Here is a 20,512-nt window from a genome sequence, read left to right as displayed (position 1 = left end):
TTCCGCGTCACGCGATAACAGTGCTGTTTGCCACTCCAATTGAGAAGAAAAATGTCCGACTTCGTCACCATATTCGAAATGGGCCCGCGCGACGGTCTGCAGAACGAGAAGCTCTTCGTGCCGACGGTGCGGAAGATCGAGCTGGTAGACCGGCTGACGGCCTGCGGTTTCCGCAAGATCGAGGTGACCAGCTTCGTCAGCCCCAGATGGGTGCCGCAGATGGCCGACGCGCAGGAGGTGATGGAGGGTATCTACCGTCACCCGGCCGTGAGCTATGGCGTGCTCACGCCGAACGTCAAGGGCTACACCGCCGCCCGCAATGCCTCGGCGGATGAGGTCGCCATCTTCGGCTCGGCCTCGGAAGGCTTTTCGAGGAAGAACATCAACTGCTCGGTCGCCGAAAGCATCGAGCGCTTCAAGCCGCTCCTGGACAAGGCCAGCCACGACGGCGTGCCGGTGCGCGGCTACGTCTCCTGTGTCGTCGAGTGCCCCTATGACGGTCCGACCCCGCCGGAAAAGGTCGCCGAAGTCGCAAGGACGCTCTACGACCTCGGCTGCTACGAGATTTCCCTGGGCGACACCATCGGCGCCGCCACGCCGGAGACCACCGCGGCCATGCTGGATGCCGTTCTGGACGTGCTGCCGGCCGAAAAGCTGGCGGGCCACTTCCACGATACGGGCGGACGGGCGCTGGAGAACATCGAAGTCAGTCTTGAAAAGGGTCTGCGCACCTTCGACAGCGCCATCGGCGGCCTTGGCGGCTGCCCCTATGCGCCCGGGGCGAAGGGCAATGTGGCGACGGAAGCCGTCGTCGATCTTATGACGCGCAAGGGCCTGGAGACCGGCATCAAGCGCGACTTGCTGGGCGAGGTTGCCGAGTTTGCAAGGAGCCTGCGGAGTGTCGAAGCATGAGTTTTGAAACCATTGCCGTTTCCACCGACCTGCGGGGCGTTGCGACGCTCACGCTGAACCGGCCGGAAAAACACAACTCGCTCTCGGCGCAGATGATCGGCGAGCTGACGGAGGCGGCCGCCCGGCTCGGCAGCGACCCGGCCGTGCGCGTCGTCGTTCTCACTGGAGCCGGGGCGAGTTTCTGCGCCGGCGGCGATCTCGGCTGGATGCGCGAGCAATTCGAGGCAGACCGGGAAACCCGTATCGTCGAGGCGCGCAAGCTTGCCATGATGCTGAAAGCGCTGAACGAACTTCCCAGTCCGCTGATCGGCCGTGTTCAGGGCCAGGCCTTTGGCGGCGGCATCGGCATGATGAGCGTCTGCGACACGGTCGTTGCGGTGGACAGCGCCAAATTCGGCCTCACGGAAGTGCGCCTGGGGCTGATCCCGGCAACCATCAGCCCCTATGTCCTGGCCCGCATGGGCGAAGGCAAAGCCCGCCGGGTGTTCATGTCCGCGAGGATTTTCGGCGCCGAAGAGGCGCAGGAACTCGACCTCGTCGCCAGGGTCGTGTCGCAGGACGGGCTGGACGAGGCCGTCGAACGGGAGATCCGCCCCTATCTTGCCGCCGCGCCTTCCGCCGTCGCGGCCTCGAAAGCCCTGGCACGCGCGCTCGGACCGGCGATAACCGACGAGATCATCGACGCAACGATCCGCCGCCTTGCGGACACCTGGGAAACCCCGGAAGCCCGGGAAGGCATTTCGGCGTTTTTTGAAAAGCGGAAACCCGACTGGACCGCAAGCTGAGCAGTCCTGCCCTTGGCGCCGGCCGTCTGCCTCGGATCTGTCTGTCGCGGATCTGTCAGCCGCCGATGCTCCGCCTTGCGTGCTCGATCAGGGCCGCGATGCGGGCGACGTTGGTCTGTTCCGCACGCGGCGGCTCTGAAGGCGGCGGACCATACATGCGTTCGCGGCGCTGACGGATTTTCCTGCGCTGCACTTCGCTGATGCCTTCGGGCAGGTCCACGCCCGCGCGGTCCATGCCGATCAGGATGCGCTGAAGATCGGGAATGAGCTCGGAGGATATGGTGAACTTCGCCCCGTCCTTGCGCTTGAAGACAAGCGTCAAGGTGCTCTCGGCGCCGTTCAGAAGCACGGCCGACCTGCGCCCGCTGGAGCCGATGGTCGACTGGAACCACGCCACCCAGCCCGATGCCTGCCACTGCCGCACCTGGACCTTCTTGAGCTCTTCATAAAGGACACGGGCTCTCATGCCGAACTGCGTGAACTCGAAACCATTGCCGAAGAACCGGACCCACGAGGTTTCCTGCCGCACCGAGACCGTAAAGAAGACCAGGGAGACGCTTGCGGGCAGAAGGCAGGCGAGCGCCAGCAGGGCCATGCCGCCGGACGCTTCGGCCATGCCGATGAACGCCGGCGGAAAGAACACGACGCCGAAGACGAAGCCGACGAGGTCCAGCACGTTCACTGACGGCCTGGAGACCGGCCTGATGGCGCCGACGGGACATGCGGGCCGGGGCAGGGCCGCATAGATGCCGCCAGCCGCGATCACACACAGGAGGGCGCTCAACAACGACATGAAAAAGTATGCCCCGACGATGGCGAGCACGCTGAGGCCCAGAGGGACCAACCGGCGGAGAAACTCAAGTTTTGCTGCTTTACCCACACCGCTCCCCATGCATCCAAACGGCGGAAAAGGAAAAACTCCGAGGACTTACTGATTCTTTTATTGAATCAACTGTGCGCCCTGAAATCAAGAAACCGTTTCAGCAATCCAAGATCAAAGTAACCATCGTGCAAATCCGGCACGGCAAAACCTGCAATAAAGATCCCGGAAAGTTGGCCTCAGGAAATCTTCTTTTCCCGTGCCGAGAAGCTGAACATGTCCCGCACTTTTCCGAACTTCGGCGCATCCAGCTCCAGGAAGCCGTGCATGATCGTGTCGATATCCTGCGCCGTGAACGGCTTTTTCAGGAATCCCGAAATGCCGACAAAGGCGGCGGAGCGTTCCACATAGCTCGCGTCATTGGTCGACATCATATAGATGCCGATCCTGCTGGAAAGATCGCGAATGGACCCGGCCAGTTCGATACCGTCGGTGCCGGGCATGTGAAAATCGGTCAGCACAAGCCTGAACCTGCCCGAGGCAAGCGCGCGCAGAGCCGACGGCGCGCTGTCCGCCTCGGAGATCTCGAAATCGAACCGGCTCTCTTCCAGGATCCTGCGCACCAGTTTCCTCATCGTCGCGGAATCGTCCACGATCAGGATCGGATAGGAGGTGGTCATCTTCATGTAGGTCGCGATGAGTTCCGCGACGTCGTCCTGGTGAAATGGTTTCTTCAGGAAGTGATAGGCGCCCGAACGTCTGAAGACGGCCTCCGACGCCTCGTCCAGCGCGCTGGACATCACCACCGTCAGGCACTTGCTCGACCGGGTCTCGCCCATGGCGGCCACGACCTCGGCCCCGCTCAGGCCGGGCATGTTGATGTCGACAAAGGCTATGTCGATCGGCTTCTTCTGCAGGACATCGAGCGCGGCACGGCCGTCATTGACGGTGTCGACTTCAATGTAGCGCCTGGCGCGATGAACCTTCACACCCCCGTTGACGACTTCCCGCGCCACCGCGCTGTCATCGGCAACCAGAATGCGTATCATCTTGTGAAGCAACTTCCATCACCTCATGCATCGGGCTGCTTGGAGTCGAGGCCTGGTTCAACCTTACAGTGATATAAACACTAGAATTGTATATATTCAGTTACCTGACCAGATGCCCGCAAACACAACCAGAGATATGCTTTGCTGATGGATTGTAGTACTGTCGAGAAGCCAAGCAGAATTTGTCAGACTTCCAATACTACCAGACGAACACGACCTCTTTAGATAGTACCAAGGAGGATAAATCTAGGGAGTTCTCGCAGGAACCCGTTCGCGGTCGTCAAGATCGAGGAAACTGCTTCGGACCACACCGGCCGCCATCTGTGCGGATGCAGGGCCAGCGAACCCGTGAAAACCATTTTCGTTCCCAACCGTGTCCGCAAGAGGCGGCGCGCCAACACGGCCGGGCACCAGGCGCTCACTTGGCGCTGAAACACAATCACCGACACTACAACTTAAGATTTGTTGGATATGGGACTGTACACCCACGTCATCGGAAATCCCTTTGGTGATGCCGGCGTGTGAAGATGCTTAAGTTGGTTTGCGCTTAAGCAAGATCGAATTTGTGTTGAACTTTTTTGGGAGATCTGTCGTGCAGAGAAATGTAGGGCTGGTTAGATTTGCGTTTGTTTTTACGGGATTGTTGGTTGTTATGGCGATCATAAGCGTCGCTTTGGAGATTTTTACCGGTTTTAGTATAAGCGGTACGGTGAACCAGATTGTTGCTGTTTTGGGAGCTGCATCGGACGCCGGCAATAGATTTTACAGGAAACATCAAGTCGTGCCTGACAGTGGTTTCGCCTGGCGCGCGTCTTTTCAGATGACACTCGTCGAACTCGCCATTTCCATCGCTCTTGGCGGTGTGTTCTTGTGGTATTTTCTTTCAACTGGTGAACTGAAAAATGTGCCCGGGTCGCTCGTCTTGATCCTTGTGCTGCTGTTGATCTTCATGTTTGCGATTTCTTTGGTTGCGAAACGCTTCATGTTCGCAAGCGGCGCACGACATGCCGAGAAAGCGCATTTGAAAAAGCAGGCAAAGAGCAGCACCGTTTTCGAGTAACGTTGCTACCTATCCTGAGGAAACCTGCACGGCGCCGCCCCCTTGAGAGCGATGCACAAGCGGCGGTGACCGTGGGTTCTGGCCGGTGAGAAACTCGGGAACAAAGAACGTTGCAGACAATCGACAACCCGTTCGCCGCGAGGTTGTCACCCATGTCTCCGGTACAAACGGATACCTATGTCTTCGGGCTGGACAGGGAAAACTGGTGCCGCTGATAGGACTCGAACCTACGACCCCATCATTACGAATGACGTGCTCTACCATCTGAGCTACAGCGGCCAACGCGCGATCTGGCGCGGACACTCGAACCTTGCCGAGTGCGCCGCTAATTACCGGAGCTTGGCGCCAGATGCAAGAGGCCTGGGTGCGGACTACTCACAAAATTGCATGCACCGTTCTCTCTGGAGCGGACCGAGGACGCCGAGACGGCTGCCAGCGGCAGCAGCGTCGAAGCCCTTGGCCGATTGAACGGCATCGACCATGCCGACTTTTCCTCGCCGCTCCTAGCTGTCTTGACGCCTGTGCGACCGATCTTTTGGGCTCCGCACGCTAGTTGAAGAACCGCGGACGGGAGCTTTTTGTCGTCTCGTCCTCGTCGTCTTCGTCCGGCCCCGGATCGTCGGGCATGCGCTCAAGGGCGAATTCGATCGGGCGGTTCAGGTTTTCCTTTCCCGCCTCCTGGCCTTTTTCCTCGGTCTTCGGCTTGCCTGCGGCTTTCGAGCCGTTGCCACCCTTCTTGGCCGGCTTGCTCTCCTTCGCCGGTTCAGGGGCAGGCTGCGGCGGGGCGGCCGGCGTTTCCCGTGCGGCCTTTTCAGGTGCGCCGGTTTCTTTTTCGGCCGCCGGTTCGTCCGGCAGGTCGTTCAGGGACGGGCCGAACCTGACATCATCCGTGGTTCCCTCATAGCCTGTCCGGGTTGTTGAAGCCGGTTCGGACGCGGGCTTTTCGGATTCGGCAGGTGTGGATTGAACTGTTTCCGGCGCTTTTTCAGCCGCGGGCTCCGGCGCCTTTTCCTTGGCTACCTGCGCATTTCCGGCCTTTGCCGAAACCGGCTCCGCGGTCAGATCGACGGTTTTTGCTTCGTCCTCCGGCTCGGCCGCCTTCGGCTCGTCGGCATTCTGGGGCCTGGGTGCGGCCGCGGGCAGGGCCGGTGCCTCGGGTGCCTCGAAAAGGCTGTCTTCGAGCAATTCGCCATCGTCCTCCGACAGGCCCCCCGGCGTATCCCAGCGGAAGGCATCCAGCCTTCCGGTCACCGGCGAGACGGGCTGCCATTCGGCGGAGACGATCCCGTCCGCAATCCAGGCCTTGTCGAGAGGCGCATTTACGGCGCGTGCCAGCCAGTCGCGCACGCGGCCTCTGTCGCCATGCTCGGCCTCCTCGAGCTCGGCCATCAGCACGAAGGCCTTGCGCGTCGGTTCGGACTGCAGAACCTTCTTGAGCTGGGTTCGGGCCTCGTCGAATTCGCGGGCCTCGATCGCCGCCTTGGCAATGGCATAGGCGCCTTCGGCCGTGTTGGCGCGCTGCGCGGCAAGGGATTTCACCCGTTTCAGCCGATCTAGGGCGGCGTCGCCGGTGCGCACATGCGCATAGGTCTCCGCAAGCTCGGGATGCGGGAAATGACGCCAGGTCGCCTCCAGCACCTTTGCCGCCTTGCGAATGTCTTCACGGCGCGTTGCCAGCCGCGAGGTCACCACGGCAGCGGGCACGAGGTCCAGCGCCAGGCCATGCGCTTCCTTGGCCAGCGAATAGGCCCGTTCCGGCTCGCCATCCTCCAGCTTCTGAGCCAGCGCTGTCAGGATGACCGCCCGCTGGCGGCGATAGGTCTTCTTGCCGACCATCTTGGCGGCATAGTTGCGCTCAAGCGTCTTGAGCGCCGCTTCCCAGTGATGGGCGACGGCCTGATAGCCGAGAACGGCTTTCCCGGCCCACTCGAGGCCCGGCGTTGTCCTTGCCGCTTCTTCCGCATAGTGGCGGGCGGCCACGGGCTCGTTGTGGCGTTCGGCTTCCACGAAGAGGCCGTGCAGGCCCAGGGCCTTCGTCTCGGGATCCTCCAGCATGGCCTCGAAACGGTTGCGCGCCTCCTCGTCCCTGCCGGCGAGCTGGGCCGTTTGCGCGAGCAGAAGCTTTGTTGCAGGTTCATCCGAAAGCAGCCGGTCCGCTTCCAGGCCGTGACGGCGCGCCAGCTTTGCATTGCCGGTGCCGATCGCGATCAGGCCCTGGGAGAGCGCGGCATAGCCCTTGTCCTTGCGGCGGCGCCGCAGAAACCGGCTGGCGATCTGCGGCGACTTCAGGATCACCCGGATTATCCACACCACAGCCAGGAACGCGGCCAGCAAGACACCGGCCACCAGCGCGACGATGACCGGCGGCTGTTCCCAGACATACCCGTTCCAGGTGATCGAGATCGTGCCCGGCAGGTCCGCCATCCAGGCAAAACCCGATGCCAGGGCAAACAGCAGCGCGAAAAAGATAAGGACGCGGATCATCTGGCTGGCTCCCAAGCATTGCCGGTCGGTACCGGCCGACGGTTAACTGTCTTTGGCGGCAAGTGCATCGAGCAACTCCTGCGTGGCCCTGTCGGTCAGCGCGTTGACTTCGACGCGCGCCCTGGCGCGTGTCGCCCAGTCCGCCCCGGCTTCCTGAGCCGCTCCGGGCAGCATCTCGTAAGCGGCCAGCGCACCATTCAGGTCGCCGCTGGCAACCGCGTTCTCCATACGCCGCAAGGCCGCTTCCGGTCCGGAACCGTCCGCGTCGCCCGGACCGCGAACGGAAACGATCGATCGGGCGCTGGACAGCAGGCTGTCCAGCACGTCGCCGTCCGGATCCGGCTTGGAAAAGGTCTGGTGCATCTCACGGGCAACCGCCGGAAACTGGGCGATCAGCACGGAGACCGGCTCGACGCCCGTCTCCGCATTGGCCTCCAGGGCGCTCAGGTCCATATCCTCCGGCAGGCCGGCCTTGACCGCCGCCAGTTCGGTTTCATACGCACGTCCCGAATCGACGGCCGATTTCAGCGCGGAAACCGAGAGCGCCCGGGCCGCCACTTCGCGGGCGGTCGCATCGCCCATGGTGGATTCCACCTGCGCCAGGCGCTTGGAAACCGCATCGAGCTCGGCGCGGACATCCTCCAGCGCGGCCGTATTGGCCTCGCCGATGGACTTGATGTCCGACGACAGGCTCGAAAGCGTTTCCGTTGCACGGGCCTGACTGTCGGCCAGGGTTTTCAGGGAAACATCGGACGTGGAGACGGCGGTCTGTGCCGCCTTGGCCGTCGCTTCCGTGTTCTCCAGGCGGGTCCGGACCTCGCCCAGCGTGGTTTTCAGCTCATTCAGTTGGCCCTCTATACCGCTGACGGATCCGGACAGTTGACTTGCGTCCGACGAGGTCGAGCTCATCGTGTTTTCCAGCTTGGAAAGACGCCCTTCCAAAGGCGCGATATCGGCAGGCGCCCCCTCGCCCGACGCGGCCGGGGCGGAGGCCATTTCGCTGCGCAGCTCCTCGATGTCCTGCTGCAGCGCCGCGATCGCCGGCGAGCTGTCTGTCGCAGCAGCGTTTTCCAGCCGGGATTCGAGCGAGGAGACCTTTGTCTCGAGCGCCGAGACGGCGCTGCCGGTATTCTGGTTGGCGGCCCCTGCCGAAACATCGGCAAGCTGGCGTTCCAGCTCGGAGATCTTGCGCTCCGCCGAGGTCAGCGACCGTGCCATTTGCTGGTCCGGTTCGGGCGTCAGCTTCACCAGCCCGGCCTGATAGAGACCGAACCCGCCGCCGAGAACCAGGATTCCGCCGATGACGGCCGCGACCAGCACCCCGAAGGCCCCGACCCCGCCGCTGTCCTCAGCGGCCGGCGGATTGGAAAAGCTTGTCGAGCCGGAACGCGGCGGTGTACCGCCCGGAGGTGAACCGCGGCCCGACGCGGAGCCCGAGGCCGGCGATGTGCCGGACGATGATTTGGACGCGGTCGAACCGGCGGAGGTTCCCGAAGCCGGGCCGGTGGGGCCGGACGAAGCGCCGGGAGCAGAGGAAGACGAAGGCGCCGCGGAAGGACGCGTGGAGCTGAACGACGAGGATGTGCCGCCGGGCCTTGAACCCGTGGAGCCGGCGCCGGTGGAGGATCCCGCCGCCGAGGCGCTCCCCGCAGAGCTTGTCGTGGTTGAGCTTCCGGTGGTCGAGCTTCCCGGGGCTGAACCGCCCCCGCTGGAGCCGCCCGTGGTGGAACCGCTTGTGGGGGAGGGCCTGGACGAGCTCGCCGAACCGGTCGAAGCTGCTGAACCTGCGGGCGACGTCCCCGGCTTCGCAGCGCTTTTCTCGGCGGTCAGATCGATGGTGACCGGACGTTTGGACGTACCGGAGGATGAAGACGGGCTTTCCGGCTTGCCGGAGGTCTCTTTTCCACCCGAAGAGGATGTCCCGTCAGAAGATTTCTTGTCCGTCGCCATCTGCACTCCTCCTGGACCCTGCCGATCCCAAGGCTTTCACTATACACACCTCTTTGCGGAGCGGCACCACCGCAGCAGCGACTCTTCGGCGCTGCAATAGAACGACTCCTTCGGTTCTGGTTAACACTCCGCTAAGACCAGATCCAGAAGTGACTTTTCACAAGGTTCATCAGCAACATGCACCCTCGCGACATCTGACAGGGGCGCGGCCGCCTGCTTGGATATGGCATAGACATGCAAACCGGGCAAAATGTGGTCGAGCCCCGAAGCCGTCAGCAGCTGAACCAGGACCTCCGCGGTCCGCCTCGAGTAGATCAGCACCCCGTCATAGGCCCCGTCTTGCAGCGCCTCCGCCACGCCGGCCGGCAGATCGCTTGCCGGATCCATGCCGTAGACCACCTCCGTCCGGCAGGTGACGTTTGCGCGCGCCAGCAAGCCTTCCAGATCGCCCGCGCGCTCGCGTGCCGCCGGATGAAGCACGGCACCCGGCTTCAATTGATCCTGCGAGGCAAGGATGAGACGGCCGAGCGATCCGACATCGCCCTCGGCGGTGTGCACGGCTTGAAATCCGGCCTGCCTGCAGGCCGCCGCCGTTGCCTCGCCGACCGTGAAAACGGGAAGTGCCTTCAGGTCGGGGAACTGCGGATGCCCGGCCAGAACCGCAACCGCCCGCCGGCTCGAAAAGGCCAGGGAGGAAACGCCGGAGAGATCGAAACGTTCCGGCGGCACCGCCTGGAACCTCAGGAGCGGTGCTTCGTCGGCAACATGACCGGCGGCGCGCAGCTTGTCGGCGGTTCGCTTGCAGTCCGGCCGGGGTCTCGTCACCAGGAAGCGCATTCAGGGGCTCCCTCAGTGATCTGCAAGGAAACCGGGACCCATCCTGTCCTTGAGCATCCGCCCGACCGACCGGCCAACCTCGGCCGCCTGGGTCACCGGACCGCTGTCTGCAGCTTCATGCGCCTCGGAACCGTCGGGCTTCAGCACGATGCCGCTCAGATGCACCATACCGCCCGAAACCGTCGCCAGCCCGCCGATCGGCGTGCGGCAGGACCCGTCCAGGACCGCGAGAAAGGCCCGTTCCGCGTCCAGCCGGATCTGGGTTTCGCGATCGTGGATCGCGGCAAGCTCTTCGAGCGTCGCCGTGTCGTTCACCCGGCTCTCGATCGTGATCGCCCCCTGCCCGACGGCGGGCAGGAATTCGCCGACTTCGAGCAGGCTGGTGATCTCGTGTTCGAGCCCGAGGCGTCGCAGGCCCGCGGCGGCCAGCAGGGTTGCGTCCACTTCGCCTTCCGCCAGCTTGCGCAGGCGCGTCTGCAGGTTGCCGCGATACATCACGACGTCGATGTCGGGCCTCAGCCGCTTGATCATCGCCTGCCGGCGCAGCGAACTCGAGCCGACCACCGCGCCCTGGGGCAGGTCCGTCAGGGTCTTCGCCTTTGGCGACAGGAAGGCATCGCGCACGTCTTCGCGCGGCAGGAAGGCGGTCAGGGCAAGGCCCTCGGGCAGAACCGTCGGCATGTCCTTTGAGGAATGCACGGCAATGTCGATCCGCCGGTCCAGGAGGGCTTCCTCGATTTCCTTGGTGAACAGCCCCTTGCCGCCGACTTCCCACAGGGGCCTGTCCTGGATCTTGTCGCCCGACGTCTTGATGACGACGACCTCGAAAGCCTCTTCGGGAAGCTTGTGGGCAGCCATCAGCCGGTCGCGGGTCTCATGGGCCTGCGCCAGCGCCAGTGCGCTGCCTCGGGTTCCGATGCGCAAAGGATTTGATTGCAAGGTTTACCGTCCAGATGTTACGCCCGGCAAAGTAACGCGCCGGGTATGCGAATTGTTTCTCATCGAATGTCCTATCACAGGGCACCCCGTTTAGACCAATGACCTCAGTCAAACCAAAAGACAATGCGACGAATCTGACGGTCCTGGGCATCGAAACCAGCTGCGACGAAACCGCGGCCGCTGTCGTGCGCGGTCCGGCGGACAGGCAGATCCTTTCCAACACCATCCGCTCGCAGATCGACGAGCACGCGGAATTCGGCGGCGTGGTGCCGGAGATCGCCGCCCGGGCGCATATCGAAATCCTCGACCGGATCATCGCCGAGGCCATGCAGGAAGCCGGCTGCGGCTGGGACGATATCGACGCGGTGGCGGCAACGGCCGGACCCGGCCTGATCGGCGGCGTGATCGTCGGTTTCATGACCGCCAAGGCGATCGCCATGGCGGCCGGCAAGCCGATCGTCGCCGTCAATCATCTGGAAGGCCATGCACTCACCGCGCGCCTCACCGACGATCTGGAATTTCCCTTCCTGCTGCTGCTTGTCTCCGGCGGTCACAGCCAGTTTCTTCTGGTGCGCGGCGTCGGCGACTATGAGCGCCTCGGCACCACGATCGACGATGCCATCGGCGAGGCCTTCGACAAGACCGCCAAGCTGCTGGGTCTCCCCTATCCGGGCGGCCCGCAGGTGGAGAAGATGGCGGCCATGGGCGACGTGGAGCGGTTCAAACTGCCGCGCCCCCTGCTCGACCGGCCCGGCCTCGACATGTCCTTCGCGGGCCTGAAGACCGCGCTCAGGACGCAGGCCAAGAAGCTGGAGCCGATCGACGACCAGACGGTTGCCGACCTGTGCGCCGGCTTCCAGCGCGCCGTCTCCGCCGTTCTGGCCGCGCGCACCAGGACGGCGCTCGAGCTGTTCAAGGCGCGCCATCCGGATGCCGAGCCGGTGATCGTCGTCGCCGGCGGGGTGGCCGCGAACCGGGAAATCCGCCAGAGCCTGCTCACGGCGGCACAGGAAGCCGAAGCCCGGTTCATCGCCCCGCCCATGAACCTTTGCACCGACAATGCAGCGATGATCGCCTGGGCGGGCATCGAACGCCTGCAACTGGGCCCTGTTGACGACATGACCCTTTCCCCCCGCCCGCGCTGGCCGCTCGATTCGACAAGTGCGGGAGTGCTGGGCGCAGGAAAAAAAGGCGCGAAGGTCTGAGCGGAGACGGTTTTCAGGGCGTGTTCGCAAGGACCGCACGATCGGAGACTTTAGTCACGCCGGAATGCCTGCTAGTACCTTGTCCGCACTTACAGGGAATTCCGGCACATGCGCATCTACCACAAGGCCTATGTCTATCTCACCTGCGGCACGGACCTTCTGGTATTCAACGAGCCGGAAACGCCTTATCTCGGCCTGCAGGTGCCCGGCGGCACCATAGATCCGGGCGAGAGCTTCCTGCATGGGGCGATGCGGGAGTTCCACGAGGAGACCGGCTTGAGGCTTGATGCCGCCTTCGATCATTTCAGCGACCAGGACCTGCCGTTCGAGACGATCCCGCCCGTCGGCCAGTTCAGGGCACCGGCGGACCGGCCCCTGCGCGGTCGCCATATCCGGCGCAACTATCATGTCCGCATCGCCGAGCGCCCGAGCGATGCGTGGGAGCATTACGAGATGTTTCCAAGCGGCGGCGGCAAGCCGATTCGCTGCCGGTTCTTCTGGGTCGACCTGTTCGGACCGCAAGCGCGCGATGCCGAAAATTTCTTCGCCGCCTTCGGCGCGCCGCTTGATGCCCTGCGCGGCCGCCTGCCTCGCCTCGGCAAGGCGGCTTGAGGTTTGCATGTTTTCAAGGACTTGCCGGTGAAGATCCATCACAAAGCCTATGTCTACCTGACCTGCGGAACCGAGCTTCTGGTCTTCATCGAGCCCGACCACCCGAACCCGGACCTTCAGGTGCCCGGCGGCACGCTGGACCCGGGCGAGAGCTATCTGCAGGCCGCGCGCCGGGAATTTGCCGAGGAGACCGGACTTTCGTTGGATATCGCTCTCGAATCGTTCGCGGACCAGGATCATATCTTCGAAGATGTTCCCGGAAGTCTCGACGGCTTGCATCGAAGGCGCCATTTTCACGGTCGCATTCGGGAAAAGCCCGCTGCACAATGGGAACACTACGAAACGTCACCCAGCACAGGCGGAGCGCCTATAAGGTTCCGCCTGTTCTGGATTGATCTGTTCGCCAGGGATGCGCCGGCCGAGACCAGGTTCTTTGAAGGTTTTGGAGCGCAGCTTGAAACATTACGGTCGCGCATGGAGAAGCAGAGCAATGGGCGCCATTAACTCGGTCGGCGTCATTGGCGGTGGAGCCTGGGGAACGGCGCTGGCGCTGACGGCCGCGCGCGCCGGACGCGAGGTGCGCCTGTGGGCCCGCGATCCGGGAACCGTCTGCGACATCCGCTCCCGGCAGCAGAATGCGCGCTACCTGCCCGGCATCACCTTTGATGAAGACCTCAACGCCACGACGTCCCTTGCGGATGTGGCCGACGCCGACGCGATTCTGCTGGTCACGCCGGCCCAGACCACCCGCGCCATGCTGGCGGCGCTCAAGAAGACCGGCAAATTGCGCGGGCCGGTGGTGCTCTGCGCCAAGGGACTGGAGCAGTCCTCCGGCAAGCTGCTGTCGAAGGTGATGAACGAGGAACTGCCGGGCGTGGAAGTGGGCGTGCTCTCCGGACCGAGCTTTGCCGACGATGTCGCCCGCGGCCTGCCGACGGCCGTCACCGTCGCGGCGAGTTCCGCCAAGACCGCCCTCAGCCTGTGCGAGGCAATGCAATCGCCCTGTTTCCGCCCCTATGCGTCGATCGACATTCTCGGCACCCAGATCGGCGGCGCCCTGAAAAACGTCCTGGCGATCGCCTGCGGCGCCGTCGTCGGACGCAAGCTCGGCGCCAGCGCGCAGGCGGCCCTGACCGCCCGCGGCTTTGCCGAACTGAGCCGCCTGGGCACCGCCATGGGCGCCCAGAGCGAAACCCTGACCGGCCTCTCCGGCCTCGGCGACCTGGTGCTGACCTGTTCTTCCAGCCAGTCGCGCAACTTCTCCTTCGGCCTCAGGCTCGGCGAGGGCTTCATGGCCTCGGAACTGATCGCCGCCGGCGGCAAGCTGGCCGAAGGCGCCTATTCGGCCCGGGTCGCGGTGAAACTGGCGGAAAAATACAATGTCGAGGTGCCGATCTGCGCAACGGTCGCGAAGATGATCGACGAGGACCTGACCATCGATGACGCTCTCAACACGCTGATGGCCCGCCCGCTGAAGGCGGAATCGGAAAGCGTGTGATCGCGGAATTCCGGCATTGAGTTTGTGAAACCGGCAGCCTAGTTTCTCCCCAGTTTCGACAAGACCGGGATCCATCCATGCTCTATGCCCTGATCTGCACCGACAAGCCCGGTGCCCTGCAAACCCGCCTCGACAACCGCGCCGCCCATCTGGAATTTCTCAATGGCCTTGGCGACAGCCTCAAGGCGGCCGGCCCGTTTCTCGACGACGACGGCAACATGACCGGTTCGCTGGTGGTGATCGAGGCATCCAGCCGCGACGAAATCCTTGCGATTTCGCAGGAAGATCCCTACGCCGGTGCCGGATTGTTCGAAAGCGTGGAAATCCGCCCGTGGAACTGGGCGGTCAAGAATCCGGAGGCGAAATAAGTGCAGTACTGGCTGATCAAATCCGAGCCGGACAAATGGTCCTGGGAACAGCAGAAAGCCAAGGGCGCGGCCGGCGAGCAATGGGACGGCATCCGCAATTACCAGGCGCGCAACAACATGCGGACCATGGAGATCGGCGACAAGGCCTTCTTCTACCATTCCAACATCGGCAAGGAAGTGGTCGGCATCGTCGAGGTCTGCAGCGAAATCCATCCCGATTCGACCACGGACGACCCGCGGTGGGAATGCGTGGACTTCAGGGCCGTCCGTGATATGCCGAAGCCCGTCACGCTGGCTGATGTGAAGGCCGAGCCGCGCCTGGCCAAGATGGCGCTGGTCACCTCCATGCGCCTTTCCGTCCAGCCGGTGACGGAAGAGGAATGGAAGATCGTCTGCGAGATGGGCGGGCTGAAGGAGCCGGCTTGACCGGCGAAAGACGCCTGGCAAAACGGCAGCCTCTTCCATCGGGAGCGGCTGCCGATCGCACTTCCCCTCCGACCGGTAAGGCCGATGCCGCCCATTGAAGATCCGTTCGAGTTCATCCGCCGCGAGACACGGATAAAGCCGGTTCCGCATGCGGAGGAAATCCGGCTGTACGTGGCGGACGAGGCCATGGCGCTGTGGCAGAAGACCGAAGACGACCTGGGTGAACTCGGTCTTGCCCCGCCCTACTGGGCCTTTGCCTGGGCGGGCGGCCAGGGGCTTGCCCGATTCATTCTGGACACGCCCGACCTCGTGGCGGGCAAAAAGGTGCTGGATTTCGCCTGCGGCTCCGGTCTTGTCGGCATCGCCGCCATGATGTCCGGCGCCGCGTCCTGCCACGCGGTCGACATCGATTCGTTCGCGCTGGCGGCGGCGGAGCTCAATGCCGGGCTCAACGGCGTCACCCTTACTCTCCAGAAGGCCGATATCACCGCCGGCGAACCGCCCGAGGCCGACATCGTCTTCTGCGGCGACGTCTTCTACGATCAAAACATGGCGGCGAAGGTCATGGGCCTGATCGACCGGCTTCTGGACAACGGAACGGATGTGCTGGTGGGCGATCCCGGCCGCTCCTACCTGCCGAAATCCCGGCTGACCGAGCTCGCCGCGTATTCCGTCCCGGTCGTGGGAGCGCTGGAAGACAACGAGATCAAGCGCACCAAGGTCTTCCGCGTCGAGAAAGACTAGAGTATGGCCCCAGGCGCCTCCTCCGGCGCTGTCAGGGTCACAAAAGTTTTTCCGCGGCACCCACTTCCTCTTTTCTCAGCTTGCGATAGGTTATGGCAACCATTCCATGCCGTATTTCGATTGCCGGCCGACCGCTCGGTCTCAGCGCCGGGCAACGGGCCGGCCTGTTGCGTCTTTAGGAGTCCCTTCATGCCCATCGTCAACCGTCTTGCTGATCTGGCCGATGACATCACCGCCTGGCGCCGCGATTTTCACGAAAATCCTGAGCTCCTCTACGATACAGTCCGGACCGCCGGCAAGGTGGCCGAGCTTCTGGAAAGCTTCGGCGTGGACGAGGTGACGACCGGCATCGGCAGGACCGGCGTCGTGGGCGTGATCAGGGGAAGGAACGGCGGCGCGGGCAAGACCATCGGCCTGCGCGCCGACATGGACGCCCTGCCGATCGAGGAAATCACCGGCAAGCCCTATGCCTCCAAGGTGCCGGGCAAGATGCATGCCTGCGGCCATGACGGCCACACCGCCATGCTGCTCGGCGCGGCCAGGTATCTCGCCGAGACCCGCAATTTCGACGGCACCGTCGTGGTGATCTTCCAGCCGGCAGAGGAAGGCGGCGCCGGCGCCAAGGCGATGATCGACGACGGCCTGCTGACCCGCTGGCCGATCCAGGAAGTCTACGGCATGCACAATTTCCCGGGCCTGCCGGTCGGCGAATTCGCCATCCGCAAGGGCCCGATCATGGCGGCCACCGACGAATTCCGCATCACCATCACCGGCCGGGGCGGCCATGCGGCCAAGCCCCATGACACCATCGACCCGATCGTCGCCGGGGCCCAGATGGTGAACGCGCTGCAGACCATCGCCAGCCGCAATGCCGACCCGCTGGACTCCGTCGTCGTCTCCGTCACCGTGTTCCAGGGCGGCAATGCCTTCAACGTCATCCCGCAGGAGGTGCTCCTGCGCGGCACCGTGCGCACCCTCAGCCCGAAGATGCGCAACCTTGCCGAGGAGCGCATGGAGACCATCGTCAGGTCGGTCGCGGAAGCCTTCGGCGCCAGGGCCGAGCTTCATTTCCGCCGCGGCTACCCGGTCACCGCCAACCACGACGCCCAGGTGGACTTCGCCGCGGACGTCGCCGAAGGGATCGCCGGCGCCGGCAAGGTCAACCGCGAGATCCCCCCGATGATGGGCGGCGAGGACTTCTCCTACATGCTGGAAGAACGCCCCGGCGCCTTCATCTTCGCTGGCAACGGCGACAGCGCCGGCCTGCACCACCCGGCCTACGACTTCAACGACGACCTGATCCCCGTCGGCTGCTCCTACTGGGTGAAGCTGGTCGAAACGGCGCTGCCGGCGACGGCCTGACGCGAGTGCTGCGGATTGGGAACCCCCACCCCTGACCCCTCCCCACAAGGGGGAGGGGGATAATGCCGCGCCATCTGGCACCTTCCGCAATCCTTCCAGTCTGAAGGCATCGCGCCGGGCGAAGTGAACGCATCAACTGTCGAGGTCATCCCCGACTTGATCGGGGATCCAATCATTTCCAGAGCAGTCGCGTTCAATGTCGGCGGGTGCGGCACCTGCAGCAACCGGTTCATGTCTTCCTGCAATGCGGACAAGCCAATGGATCCCCGATCAAGTCGGGGATGACCTCGAGAGGAAGGGCTGATGACGCAGCCTCGAATGTGCTGCTAAACTGCCGCCGAATCCGTTTCCCGCCTCACGTTCCGGCTCTTCCGCATGTCCCTTTCCCCGTTCCGGCTGTCCTTTCTCGCCGCTTACGTCCTGGTCGGCGCCGCCGTTGGCGTGCTGGTCATCCATCCGCTGAACCTTGTCGTCATCTGGTGGGAGCTGTCGCGCTTTCAGGAGGTCCGGCCGGACCTGTTCGATTTCCTCTCCGCGCGGCTGTGGCTGCTGGTGCTGCCGCGGCACCTGGACGTGACGGTCGGTTATACGCTGCTCGGGGCGGTGATCGGGCTGGCCTTCGGGGTGTTCAGCCGCAACTACATGCGCACCAGCCAGGCCTACCGGTCCCTGCGCGAAGAGCAGACGGCGATGATCCCGGAGCTGATGGAACGCGGCGAGACGGAGCGGGTGGAATTCAAGTCCTCGCTCCGCTGGGACGTACGCGAAGAGCACGTCAACCGGGGCCTGGAAAAGGTCATCGCCAAGACCATCGCCGGGTTCTTCAATGCCGACGGCGGCCATCTGCTGATCGGCGTCGACGACGACGGCAGGCCGCTCGGCCTCGACCACGACCTGGCGACGCTGAAGAGCCCCGACCTCGACGCCTTCGAGCGCACGGTCAACGACATCGTCTCGAAAAACCTCGGCGGTGATCTCTGCCCCTATATCCACACGGTCTTTGCCAGGGTGGAGGAAAAGGACGTGGCGATGATCATCATCCGCCCGGCCCCGCGCGCTGTCTATCTCGAAGACGGCAAGGCCTCGGTCTTTTATGTGCGCAGCGGCAATTCCACCCGCCAGCTCGACGTGCGCGAGGCGCTGAGCTACGCGCGGGCCCGGTGGACATAAGATGATGGAGCTGTTCGCCTCCCTCTTCCCGGACCCGCTCGGCACGCTTGCCGCGATCCTCCTGATCATCACCAGCTTCTTCACCTCCGCGCTGACGGCCGCCGTCGGGCTCGGCGGCGGCGTGGCGCTGATTGCCGTCATGGCGACGCTGATGCCGGCGATTGCGCTGGTGCCCGTCCATGGCGTCGTCCAGCTCGGCTCCAATGCCGGGCGGGCCCTGGTGCAGCTCAGGCATGTCGACTGGATGATCGCGCTGTGGTTCGCCATCGGCGCGGTGTTCGGCGCGGCCATCGGCGGCGCCATCGCCGTGGAACTGCCGGCAAGCATCCTGCGCGCCGGCATCGGCCTCTTCGTGCTGTGGACCGTCTGGGGCCGGATGCCGCGCTTCGGCAGGGCGCCCAGGCGCGCCATGACCGTCGCCGGCTTCGCCTCGACCTTCCTGTCCATGTTCTTCGGAGCCGCCGGGCCGATCGGCGGCGCCGTGCTGGCAACGCTGAACCTGCCGCGCCACGGCTTCGTCGCCAACCAGGCCGTCACCGCCCTGATCATGCACGTTTTCAAGATCATCGCCTTCGGCGCCCTCGGCTTTGCCTTCGCGCCCTGGGCCGGGCTGATCGTGCTGATGATCGCCAGCGGCTTTCTCGGCACCCTCACCGGCAGCCGGCTCCTGGGAAAGATGGACGAGGCGACCTTCAAGACCGGCTTCAGATGGGTGATGACCGCCCTGGCGCTGAACCTTCTCTGGCAGGCGGCCCGCTCCTGGCTGGGCGGCTGAGGTTGAGGCCGGTTCATCTGTCGCAGCGGGTTATTGACCTTTAGCTGTCGCTCGCTTGAGTTCTTCGCAACTCGCTTTGCCTTGAAAGACGCCGCCCGACAGGCTAACCCATCGCCATCGGTTTTCTAACATGCGGGATGGAGCGTCCATGGCTTCTCAAAATCTTCTGCTTCTGCCGGGCGACGGCATTGGCCCGGAAATCATGCAGGAAGTGAAAAATGTCATTGCCTGGTTCAACGACAAGGGCGGCATGTCCTTCGAGACGGACGAGGGCCTTGTCGGCGGCGCGGCCTATGACGCGCACGGCCAGTCGATTTCCGAGGAAGACATGGCCAAGGCCATGGCGGCGGACGCGGTCATCTTCGGTGCCGTCGGCGGCCCGAAATGGGACAGCGTTCCCTACGAAGTGCGCCCGGAAGCCGGCCTCCTGCGCCTGCGCAAGGACATGCAGCTGTTCGCGAACCTGCGCCCGGCCATCTGCTACCCGGCCCTGGCCGACGCCTCCTCGCTCAAGAAGGACGTCATCGAAGGCCTCGACATCCTGATCGTGCGCGAGCTGACCGGCGGCGTCTATTTCGGCGAGCCGAAGGAAATCCGGGATCTCGGCAACGGCCAGAAGCGCGGCATCGATACCCAGGTCTACGACACCTACGAGATCGAGCGCATTTCCGGGGTCGCCTTCGAGCTGGCGCGCACCCGCAACAACAAGGTCACGTCCATGGAAAAGCGGAACGTGATGAAGTCCGGCGTGCTGTGGAACGAGGTCGTCACCCAGACCCACAAGAACGGCTATCAGGACGTCGGGCTGGACCACATGCTGGCCGATGCCGGCGGCATGCAGCTGGTGCGCTGGCCCAAGCAGTTCGACGTCATCGTCACCGACAACCTGTTCGGCGACATGCTGTCCGACGTTGCCGCCATGCTGACCGGCTCGCTCGGCATGCTGCCCTCCGCCTCCCTCGGCGCGCCGGACGCCGTCACCGGCAAACGCAAGGCGCTCTATGAGCCCGTCCACGGCTCCGCGCCGGACATCGCCGGCACGGGCGCCGCCAACCCGATCGCCATGATCGCCAGCTTCGGCATGGCGCTGCGCTATTCCTTCGAGCAGGTGGCAGCCGCCGACAAGCTGGACAAGGCCATCGCCAACGCGCTGGACAAGGGCCTGAGGACCAAGGACATCGCCGCCGCCGGCGAGGCGACCATTACCACCGCCGAAATGGGCGATGCGATCGTCGCGGAACTGGACGCGCTGAGCGCCTGACCCAAATCGCCATTTGCACGAAGAGCCGCCAGCTTGTATCCCGTTGGCGGCTCAGGTGCCGGCAACACCACCCTCCGTCGTCATCCCGGCCAAGCGCAGCGCGAGCCGGGATCGGAGAGCCACAAGCCTTTCGGGTCTTGAACCGATGGACCGCGGCTCCCCGATCCCGGATCTCCGCTTCGCTGCGTCCGGGATGACGACCGATGGTTTGAACGCTGCCCACACACCTGACCCGCCGATGGGCATTCCATTGGC

Annotated in this window: 21 protein-coding genes and 1 tRNA gene; 15 read left to right on the top strand and 7 right to left on the bottom strand. The window is 64.0% G+C overall.

Annotated elements, in window-relative coordinates; translation table 11 throughout:
- Window positions 1-51: 51 nt before the first annotated feature.
- Window positions 52-912 carry a hydroxymethylglutaryl-CoA lyase gene (locus ON753_RS22855; protein WP_265965820.1) on the top strand — a complete coding sequence of 287 codons (861 nt, stop codon included), beginning with the start codon at window positions 52-54 and terminating at the stop codon, window positions 910-912.
- Window positions 909-1,697 carry a crotonase/enoyl-CoA hydratase family protein gene (locus ON753_RS22850; protein ID WP_265965817.1) on the top strand — a complete coding sequence of 263 codons (789 nt, stop codon included), beginning with the start codon at window positions 909-911 and terminating at the stop codon, window positions 1,695-1,697. Before ON753_RS22855 ends, ON753_RS22850 begins: the two co-directional genes overlap by 4 nt.
- Before the next feature lie 55 nt (window positions 1,698-1,752).
- Here ON753_RS22850 and ON753_RS22845 read toward each other — a convergent pair whose 3' ends face one another.
- Both ON753_RS22845 and ON753_RS22840 read right to left on the bottom strand, forming a co-directional pair.
- A complete protein-coding gene (locus ON753_RS22845) occupies window positions 1,753-2,490 on the bottom strand; it encodes a hypothetical protein (protein WP_265965814.1) in 738 nt (245 codons plus the stop codon).
- 266 nt (window positions 2,491-2,756) lie between these two features.
- Window positions 2,757-3,566 carry a response regulator gene (locus ON753_RS22840; RefSeq protein ID WP_265965811.1) on the bottom strand — a complete coding sequence of 270 codons (810 nt, stop codon included), beginning with the start codon at window positions 3,564-3,566 and terminating at the stop codon, window positions 2,757-2,759.
- A gap of 592 nt (window positions 3,567-4,158) precedes the next feature.
- Between ON753_RS22840 and ON753_RS22835 the strand changes: the two genes are divergently transcribed.
- Window positions 4,159-4,626 (top strand): ABZJ_00895 family protein, encoded by a 468-nt coding sequence (locus tag ON753_RS22835; RefSeq protein WP_265965808.1) that lies wholly within the window; start codon window positions 4,159-4,161, stop codon window positions 4,624-4,626.
- A gap of 203 nt (window positions 4,627-4,829) precedes the next feature.
- Here ON753_RS22835 and ON753_RS22830 read toward each other — a convergent pair.
- The 3 genes from ON753_RS22830 to ON753_RS22820 form a co-directional block, all read right to left on the bottom strand.
- Window positions 4,830-4,905, bottom strand: a tRNA-Thr gene (locus ON753_RS22830).
- A gap of 270 nt (window positions 4,906-5,175) precedes the next feature.
- The gene (locus tag ON753_RS22825; protein WP_265965805.1) at window positions 5,176-7,110 is read right to left on the bottom strand and encodes a heme biosynthesis protein HemY; all 1,935 of its coding nucleotides are present in this window, start codon (window positions 7,108-7,110) and stop codon (window positions 5,176-5,178) included.
- A 42-nt stretch (window positions 7,111-7,152) separates the two neighbouring features.
- Window positions 7,153-8,430 carry a COG4223 family protein gene (locus ON753_RS22820; RefSeq protein ID WP_265965802.1) on the bottom strand — a complete coding sequence of 426 codons (1,278 nt, stop codon included), beginning with the start codon at window positions 8,428-8,430 and terminating at the stop codon, window positions 7,153-7,155.
- Here ON753_RS22820 and ON753_RS22815 point away from each other — a divergent pair.
- Window positions 8,411-9,160 carry a hypothetical protein gene (locus ON753_RS22815; RefSeq protein ID WP_265965799.1) on the top strand — a complete coding sequence of 250 codons (750 nt, stop codon included), beginning with the start codon at window positions 8,411-8,413 and terminating at the stop codon, window positions 9,158-9,160. The genes ON753_RS22820 and ON753_RS22815 overlap by 20 nt on opposite strands.
- 20 nt (window positions 9,161-9,180) lie before the next feature.
- Here ON753_RS22815 and ON753_RS22810 read toward each other — a convergent pair whose 3' ends face one another.
- On the bottom strand, window positions 9,181-9,897 hold the full coding sequence (locus ON753_RS22810) for a uroporphyrinogen-III synthase (RefSeq protein ID WP_265965794.1): 717 nt from the start codon (window positions 9,895-9,897) through the stop codon (window positions 9,181-9,183).
- A 12-nt stretch (window positions 9,898-9,909) separates the two neighbouring features.
- Window positions 9,910-10,836 carry a hydroxymethylbilane synthase gene (hemC, locus tag ON753_RS22805; RefSeq protein ID WP_265965791.1) on the bottom strand — a complete coding sequence of 309 codons (927 nt, stop codon included), beginning with the start codon at window positions 10,834-10,836 and terminating at the stop codon, window positions 9,910-9,912.
- Between the two features lie 134 nt (window positions 10,837-10,970).
- On the opposite strand from hemC, the gene tsaD reads away from it, so the two are divergent.
- From tsaD to leuB, 11 genes are all read left to right on the top strand, one after another.
- A complete protein-coding gene (gene tsaD / locus ON753_RS22800; RefSeq protein WP_265967243.1) occupies window positions 10,971-12,041 on the top strand; it encodes a tRNA (adenosine(37)-N6)-threonylcarbamoyltransferase complex transferase subunit TsaD in 1,071 nt (356 codons plus the stop codon).
- A 108-nt stretch (window positions 12,042-12,149) separates the two neighbouring features.
- On the top strand, window positions 12,150-12,653 hold the full coding sequence (locus tag ON753_RS22795; RefSeq protein ID WP_265965788.1) for an NUDIX hydrolase: 504 nt from the start codon (window positions 12,150-12,152) through the stop codon (window positions 12,651-12,653).
- 27 nt (window positions 12,654-12,680) lie between these two features.
- A complete protein-coding gene (locus tag ON753_RS22790) occupies window positions 12,681-13,157 on the top strand; it encodes an NUDIX hydrolase (protein ID WP_323054774.1) in 477 nt (158 codons plus the stop codon).
- Window positions 13,144-14,151 (top strand): NAD(P)H-dependent glycerol-3-phosphate dehydrogenase, encoded by a 1,008-nt coding sequence (locus ON753_RS22785; RefSeq protein ID WP_265965785.1) that lies wholly within the window; start codon window positions 13,144-13,146, stop codon window positions 14,149-14,151. Before ON753_RS22790 ends, ON753_RS22785 begins: the two co-directional genes overlap by 14 nt.
- A 77-nt stretch (window positions 14,152-14,228) precedes the next feature.
- Window positions 14,229-14,519 carry a YciI family protein gene (locus ON753_RS22780; protein ID WP_265965783.1) on the top strand — a complete coding sequence of 97 codons (291 nt, stop codon included), beginning with the start codon at window positions 14,229-14,231 and terminating at the stop codon, window positions 14,517-14,519.
- Window positions 14,520-14,945 (top strand): EVE domain-containing protein, encoded by a 426-nt coding sequence (locus tag ON753_RS22775; RefSeq protein ID WP_265965780.1) that lies wholly within the window; start codon window positions 14,520-14,522, stop codon window positions 14,943-14,945.
- An 84-nt stretch (window positions 14,946-15,029) separates the two neighbouring features.
- A complete protein-coding gene (locus tag ON753_RS22770) occupies window positions 15,030-15,689 on the top strand; it encodes a class I SAM-dependent methyltransferase (RefSeq protein WP_265965777.1) in 660 nt (219 codons plus the stop codon).
- 189 nt (window positions 15,690-15,878) lie between these two features.
- Complete coding sequence (locus ON753_RS22765; RefSeq protein WP_265965775.1) at window positions 15,879-17,051, top strand: M20 aminoacylase family protein; 1,173 nt, start codon at window positions 15,879-15,881, stop codon at window positions 17,049-17,051.
- 375 nt (window positions 17,052-17,426) lie between these two features.
- Window positions 17,427-18,221, top strand: a complete 795-nt coding sequence (locus ON753_RS22760; RefSeq protein WP_265965772.1) for an AlbA family DNA-binding domain-containing protein — start codon at window positions 17,427-17,429, stop codon at window positions 18,219-18,221.
- A gap of 1 nt (window position 18,222) precedes the next feature.
- Complete coding sequence (locus ON753_RS22755) at window positions 18,223-18,996, top strand: sulfite exporter TauE/SafE family protein (protein ID WP_265965769.1); 774 nt, start codon at window positions 18,223-18,225, stop codon at window positions 18,994-18,996.
- A gap of 148 nt (window positions 18,997-19,144) precedes the next feature.
- Complete coding sequence (leuB, locus tag ON753_RS22750) at window positions 19,145-20,257, top strand: 3-isopropylmalate dehydrogenase (protein WP_265965766.1); 1,113 nt, start codon at window positions 19,145-19,147, stop codon at window positions 20,255-20,257.
- Window positions 20,258-20,512: the final 255 nt, after the last annotated feature.

Origin of the sequence: Roseibium salinum, from assembly GCF_026240905.1 — a bacterium.
Classification (GTDB): domain Bacteria; phylum Pseudomonadota; class Alphaproteobacteria; order Rhizobiales; family Stappiaceae; genus Roseibium; species Roseibium salinum.
This window is presented reverse-complemented; position numbering and strand designations above follow the sequence as displayed.